This is a genomic window from Pseudomonas sp. Pseusp11 (assembly GCF_047304405.1).
Taxonomy (GTDB): domain Bacteria; phylum Pseudomonadota; class Gammaproteobacteria; order Pseudomonadales; family Pseudomonadaceae; genus Aquipseudomonas.
The window spans coordinates 90,050-96,233 of the sequence record NZ_JBGLZF010000023.1; the positions used below are offsets into that span (position 1 = coordinate 90,050).

Sequence of the window (6,184 nt, forward strand, 5' to 3'; positions counted from 1 at the left end):
TTTTTGTAGGCCAAGCGCAATGTCGGCGATACTGCCTACCTCGGTCCTACGTGACCAACGAAACTTCCTAAGACAGCCTTTAGCAGGACTAAACGATGAGTCGTCAATTGCACGCCCAGACTTACGTCTGGCTGCACGTGTTTTCCTGTGCCGCGCGGCACCTGTCGTTCACCCGTTGCGCCGAAGAACTGCACATCACGCCGGGTGCGGTCAGTCAGCAAATTCGGCAACTGGAAGAGCGGCTGGGGTTTCGCCTGTTTCACCGTCGCGCCCGTGGGGTGGAGTTGAGTGCGCAAGGCCAGCGCCTGGCCATTACGGTCAACGAGGCTTACGGCAGCATCGACGCAGAATTGCGACGACTGGATGCGGGAATGATCAGCGGGATTTTGCGGGTGCGTTCGATTCCCTCGTTCCTGAGCAAATGGCTGACCCCGCGTTTGCCGCGTTTGCAGCAGCGCTTCCCGGACATTCAATTGCGCCTGGTGGCGGAGGACAGCAGCGTGCCGCTGCACGAGGGTGATTTCGACCTGGCGATCGATCTGAATGACGGCAGCTATCCCGGGTTGTTATCCACAACCTTGCTCGACGAACAGATATTCCCGGTGTGCGCACCGAACCTGTTGCGAGGGCGGCCGCCGCTGCACGGTCCGGCAGACTTGATGCACTTCCCGTTGTTGCACGACATTACCGCCTGGCGCGGCAGTTACGAATACGCGGAATGGGAGTTTTACCTCAATGCCATCGGCTTTGAAGGCGCGGACGTGCGGCGCGGGCACACCTTCAACCGCAATCACCTGACCATCGAAGCGGCGATTGCCGGGATGGGTGTGGCGATTGCGCGGCGAACGCTGCTTAACGATGAGCTGGAACGAGGAACATTGATCGTGCCGTTTGGCCTGGCGGTGCCCAATCACAAGCGCTACGTGCTGCTCTATGCGCCAGGTGCGCTGAGCCATCCGGGCGTGCGCGCGGTGCATGACTGGCTGGTGGAAGAGGCAGCGGTTTTTCGCAGCCAGCACCCACTGGGGGAGCGGGCAGATGTGGGCAATTATGAGCGAAGAGAGGGGCAACCCAACTCCCGACATTAACAGTGCTTTTGCTCGTTGTCCGGCTTTTTTTGCGTATGAATATTTATCTTTTTTTAGGGGTTGAAATGTTCCGCGCACACACCGATTGTGTAACCAAGAGGTTGCGGTGATGACGCCCAAGGGCCAGCCGATGCGCCTCTTGCGAGCTAGCTGAAATAAGGGAAGAACTATGCAAATCCAAGTCAATAGCGATAACCATATTCAAAGCAGTAAACGACTGGAGGAGTGGGTACGTACTACCATTGAGAGCACGCTCGAACGTTATGAAGAGGACCTGACCCGCGTCGAGGTCCATCTGCGGGACGAGAACGGCGACAAGCCTGGTCCCCATGACATGCGCTGCCAGCTGGAAGCGCGGCCAAAAGGCCACCAACCGATTTCCGTTACCCATAAAGCCGCCTCCCTGGAACTGGCGATCGACGGGGCAGCCGAAAAACTTGAACATGCGCTGGAGCATATGTTTGGCAAATTGCGCGGTAAACCACGCGCCGCGGTGGTTCCGTTCGATAGGGGCGCCCATGCCGATGCACTGCTTGAAGATGAGTTTCTCGAGAACGAACAGGCTGCGCTCAACGGCTGAGGCCTGATTTACCTTTTACCTTCCTGATTAAAACGGGCCTGCGATTGCAGGCCCGTTTTTGTTTCAGTGTCCACCGGTCCCCTGCGGCAAAGGAACTTGCTGTGGTGAAGGGGCTTTCTGTGGTGAGGGAGCTTGCTCCCGCTGGGGTGCGAAGCGGCCCCCAAACCATCCGGTGCGGTGTGTCAGGCAAATCTCGTCAGGAGGCTTTACGACTGCTGCGCAGCCGAGCGGGAGCAAGCTCCCTCGCCACAAGAGTGTCCGACCTCAGACTCGTGGTTAGTAATCAAAACGCCACCGACGTCTGCACATACACCGTCCGCGGTTCTCCCACGTACTTGCCCTTGTTGTTGTCATCGAACGAGCGGGTGAAGTACTGGTGGTTGAAGATGTTCTTCACCCCCACCGCCACATTCAAATCCGACAGTTTCGGCCCGAAGTCATACGCCGCGCGGCTGCTGAACAACATGTAGCCCGGAATCCTGCCGGTGCTGCCATCAGCGCTCTCTGTAGAGGTGTTGGCGTTGTCGGCGAACTGGTCACTCTGGTAGCTACTGTCCAGGTTCAGTTTCCAGGCGCCTTCGGTATAGCCGACGCCGATCGTGCCTTTGTGTTTCGAGGAGAACGGCACGCGATTGCCCTTGTTCGGCCCGTCTTCGCGGATGGTCGCGTCAACATAGGCGTAAGTCGCGTACACATCGAAACCGGCCAGCGCCGGGCTCAAGTCGTCGAGGGCATAGTTGACGCTGGTTTCGATACCTTGATGACGGGTTTCGCCACGGGCGATTACCGAGTCGTTGGTTTGATTGCTTTCATACTGGTTATCGAAGTTGATCAGGAACGCGCCAATCTCGGCACGCAACGCGCCGTTGTCGTAACGGGTACCCAGCTCCCAGGTGCGGGCCTTCTCCGGTTTGACTTCACCGCTGGTCACCCGGTTGGGCATCTGACTGTATTGCACGCTGCCGAACGAGCCTTCGGTGTTGGCGTAGAGGTTCCAGCTGTCGGTCAGGTGATAGAGCACGTTCAATGCGGGCAGGGCGGTGTTGTAGTCGCCCTTGTATTTCACATTGGTCAGATTGTTGGTCTGCTGCGACTCGATCATTTCGTAGCGGATGCCCGGTGTGATCGTCCACTTGCCGATGTCGATCCGGTCGTCGACGAAGAACGCATTGGCTTCGGTACCGCCCCGGGTGTCGCGGTCGTTGCGGCTGTTGGTGGTTGGGAGCTCGTTACTGGCGATCGGCGTGCGGTAGCGCAGTTCGTGGCCGGCCTCGTTGATATAGCGATAGCCGACGCCGACTTCGTGACTGGTTTGGCCGAGATCGAAGCCTTGGGCGAAACGGGTTTCCAGGCCGCGCACCCAGTACTCGCGTGGCGACAGCGAGAGAAACGTGCCCTGGTCCAGATAACCGCTACGCAGGGTTTTGGTGAAGAACGTATTGGCGGTGAACTCGCGGCGATCTTCCTGATAGCGATAGCCGAAGTTGAACATTGTGCGGCGACCCCAGAACTGGTCTTTCGGGCGGGTCGACTGGTAAGGGTTGGCGTCGTAATCGGCGACGTTCAGCCCGCCGGGCATGTCCGCCTTGCCTTCGTAGTACTGGGCCATGGCGTTGAGGCTGTTGGCCTCATCGAGCTGGTATTTGCCTTTGAGGATCAGGTCGTCGATTTCGGTGTCGCTGTGTTCGCGCCAGTCGCCACCGCGGGTGCCCGAGTACAGAATCGCGCCGCCCAGGCCGTTGTCGGCCGTGCCGCCGGCCAGCAGGTTGCCGGTGGTCTTGAAGCCATCGTGGCTGGACGACGGACTGGTTTCGCTCTGGAAACCGCCCTTGACCGTCGGCTCATCGGGAATGGCGCGGGTCACGAAGTTGACCACGCCGCCGACGTTTTGCGGGCCGTAGCGCACCGCACCGCCGCCGCGCACCACGTCGACTGCCTCCATGTTGCCCATGCTGATCGGCGCAAACGACAACTGCGGTTGGCCATAAGGTGCGAAAGGCACCGGAATGCCATCCATCAATACCGTCGAACGGGAGGCCAGTCGTGGGTTGAGCCCGCGAATGCCGAAGTTCAGGGCCATGTCATGGCTGCCGGTGCCGTTGTTGTCCGGCGCATTCACCCCCGGGATACGGTTGAGCACGTCCCGGGCTTGAGTCGCGCCTTGGCGTTCAAACTCTTCGCGGCGGATCACGTCGCGAGCGCCGGGGTGTTCGAAGACGTTGGTCTGCGCTGCATCGCCGAGCCAGTCGCCGACCACTTTCGAGGTGTCCAGCTCCAGCGCCGCATCGCCCACCGGTTGCAGGCTGAAGGCATTGTTGCCCTCGGCGCGGGCTTGCAGGCCGGTGCCTTCGAGCAAGGCGTTCAAGCCTTGTTCGGCGGTGTAGTTGCCTTCCAGGCCGCGACTCTGCACACCGCTGGTGACTTGTGAGCCAAAGGAGATCAGCACGCCGGCTTCACGGCCAAACTGGTTGAGTGCGTTTTCCAGCGAAGACGGTGCGATGTGGTACGGCTTGGCGTCAGCGGCATGCACCAGGGGCAGAGCGCCCAAGCCCAGGCTGGCGCCCAGCAAGAGTTGGCGCAAGGTGCGGGCCAGGGGAATGAGACGGGTGGGTTGCATGGAGGGCGATCCTGAGAAGGTTGAATCAAGGGGGCTTTCCTTCTCTGTCACGCCAGATCTGAAAAACGGCTCACGTTGGGCGAATATTTTTACAGATTTACCGTTTTGCTTTTTGTGGCGAGGGAGCTTGCTCCCGCTCGGCTGCGAAGCAGTCGTAAACTAAGCAGGCATTCTTTCTGGAAAACTCCGGTGGCAAATTTTGGGGCTGCTTTGCGACCCAACGGGAGCAAGCTCCCTCGCCACAGGTTATGTATGTTGATCAAGATTCAGACCCTCGCCTTAACCGTCACCCAATACCGCGTAAACCGCTTCACCTTCACCGGCAGACTGATTTCCAGCAGATCAAGAATCCGCTCGCTGTCGTCCAGTGGATAAGTCCCGGAGATCAGTAGATCGGCAACATTTGCGGCGCAATTGAGTTGCCCGCGGCGATAGCGGCCGAGTTCGTCGAGGAAGTCCCCCAGGCGCATGTGTGCGGCCACCAACATGCCATCGGCCCAGGCGCCGCTGTTGGCGTCCAGTGGCAGGGGAGTGCCGATACCGCGTGCGCCGAAGCTCAACTGCCGGGCGGTTTGTAGCAGCAGCGGGGCGCCGTCATCGGGCTTCAATTCGACGCTGCCTTCGAACACCGCCACGTGAGTGCGTTCGGCAAACTGCCGAACGTTCAGTCGCCCACCCTGGGTTTTCAACAGGCCTTGCGCGGTCTGTATCTGAAACGCCTGGGTGGCGGTCAGCAGTATCTCGCCTTCGAGCAGGCGGATCAGCCGTTGCTGGCCTTCGACTCGCACATCGGCAGCACTGGCGGTGTTGAGTTGCAATTGACTGCCATCGCCGAGCGGTACTTTGCGTCGCTGGCCAATGGGGCTGCGGAAGTCGGCCAGCAACGGCGTCAACGGATTGTGCTCACGCAGGCCCCAAGTGACTGCCGACCCCGCGCCGAGAATCAGCAACAGCTTCAACGCCTGACGACGGCCGGCGGATTTCGGTGCGTTAACGGCGGCGTGGGCCAGCGGTGAAGACAAACCGCGCAAGCGTTGATTGACCCGCTGAATGTGCTCCCAGGCCCGTCGATGTTCGCCATGGGCGTCGAGCCATTGTCGCCAGGCGATTTGCTGGCGCGGGCTCAACGGACCTTGCTGGATTTCCATCAACCAGTACACGGCCTGTTCGGCGACTTGAGAGGAAAAATCCCCAGGGCTGTTCATAGCGCGAAGTAGCAGCGCATCGCCGCTTTGTTCAGGTGCCGTTTGACCGTGGCGATGGAAATGCCCAGTTCGACGGCAATCTGCGGGTACGTCAAACCATCAATCTGAGCCAGCAAAAAGGCGCGTTTGACCAGGCGCGGCAAACCGTCGAGCAACTGGTCGAGTTCCAACAGGGTTTGCAGGATGATCGCCCGGTCTTCCTCCGACGGTGCGACGATTTCCGGCATCTGCGCCAGCGCATCGAGGTAGGCGCGCTCCAGGTCCTGGCGGCGGTAATGATTGAACAGCACGCGCTTGGCGATGGTGGTGAGGAACGCCCGTGGTTCGATGATTTGCGGTGTTTCCCGTGCCGTCAGCACTCGCATGAACGTGTCTTGGGCCAGATCCGCGGCGCTGTCAGGGCAGCCGAGTTTGCGCCGCAGCCAACCGGTGAGCCAGTTGTGATGGACGTGATAAAGGACTTCGACGGTAGTGGCTGACGACAACGGAACCGCTCCGGATGCATATTGATACGTTAGAGAACAAGAATTGTTCGCATTGTAGTGGCGCGGGCCTGCATCCGGCAATCGGCGCTTGCCCGTTATCTCATCGTCTCCTTTGCGTATGAGAATATTTATCATTAATATCGCCGGCTTGTGGGTCTTGTGGCATTCACGAGGCCGTACCCGGTTTGTTCTGACCCGATGATCACCCG

General features: G+C 59.6%; 5 protein-coding genes. 2 read left to right on the plus strand and 3 right to left on the minus strand.

All coding sequences use genetic code 11. The features are described from left to right. Positions 1-95 precede the first annotated feature (95 nt). Positions 96-1,088, plus strand: coding sequence for a LysR substrate-binding domain-containing protein (locus tag ACCC96_RS19600; RefSeq protein WP_413696665.1), 993 nt, complete (start codon positions 96-98; stop codon positions 1,086-1,088). A 169-nt stretch (positions 1,089-1,257) separates the two neighbouring features. Then, complete coding sequence (locus ACCC96_RS19605; RefSeq protein ID WP_007936360.1) at positions 1,258-1,668, plus strand: HPF/RaiA family ribosome-associated protein; 411 nt, start codon at positions 1,258-1,260, stop codon at positions 1,666-1,668. A 283-nt stretch (positions 1,669-1,951) separates the two neighbouring features. Here the strand turns inward: ACCC96_RS19605 and fecA are convergent, their stop codons facing one another. The 3 genes from fecA to ACCC96_RS19620 all read right to left on the minus strand — a co-directional run bounded on the left by fecA (position 1,952) and on the right by ACCC96_RS19620 (position 5,975). After that, a complete protein-coding gene (gene fecA, locus ACCC96_RS19610) occupies positions 1,952-4,285 on the minus strand; it encodes a TonB-dependent Fe(3+) dicitrate receptor FecA (protein ID WP_413696666.1) in 2,334 nt (777 codons plus the stop codon). A 266-nt stretch (positions 4,286-4,551) separates the two neighbouring features. After that, complete coding sequence (locus ACCC96_RS19615; protein WP_413696667.1) at positions 4,552-5,490, minus strand: FecR domain-containing protein; 939 nt, start codon at positions 5,488-5,490, stop codon at positions 4,552-4,554. After that, positions 5,487-5,975, minus strand: coding sequence for a sigma-70 family RNA polymerase sigma factor (locus tag ACCC96_RS19620; protein ID WP_258671126.1), 489 nt, complete (start codon positions 5,973-5,975; stop codon positions 5,487-5,489). The genes ACCC96_RS19615 and ACCC96_RS19620 overlap by 4 nt, the downstream gene beginning before the upstream one ends. Positions 5,976-6,184 lie beyond the last annotated feature (209 nt).

What these genes read in the sequence shown, in the direction of transcription:
- ACCC96_RS19615 (WP_413696667.1), bottom strand. Translation starts at nt 5,490, where the DNA reads ATGAACAGCCCTGGGGATTTTTCCTCTCAAGTCGCCGAACAGGCCGTG.
- fecA (WP_413696666.1), bottom strand. Translation starts at nt 4,285, where the DNA reads ATGCAACCCACCCGTCTCATTCCCCTGGCCCGCACCTTGCGCCAACTC.
- ACCC96_RS19605 (WP_007936360.1), top strand. Translation starts at nt 1,258, where the DNA reads ATGCAAATCCAAGTCAATAGCGATAACCATATTCAAAGCAGTAAACGA.
- ACCC96_RS19600 (WP_413696665.1), top strand. Translation starts at nt 96, where the DNA reads ATGAGTCGTCAATTGCACGCCCAGACTTACGTCTGGCTGCACGTGTTT.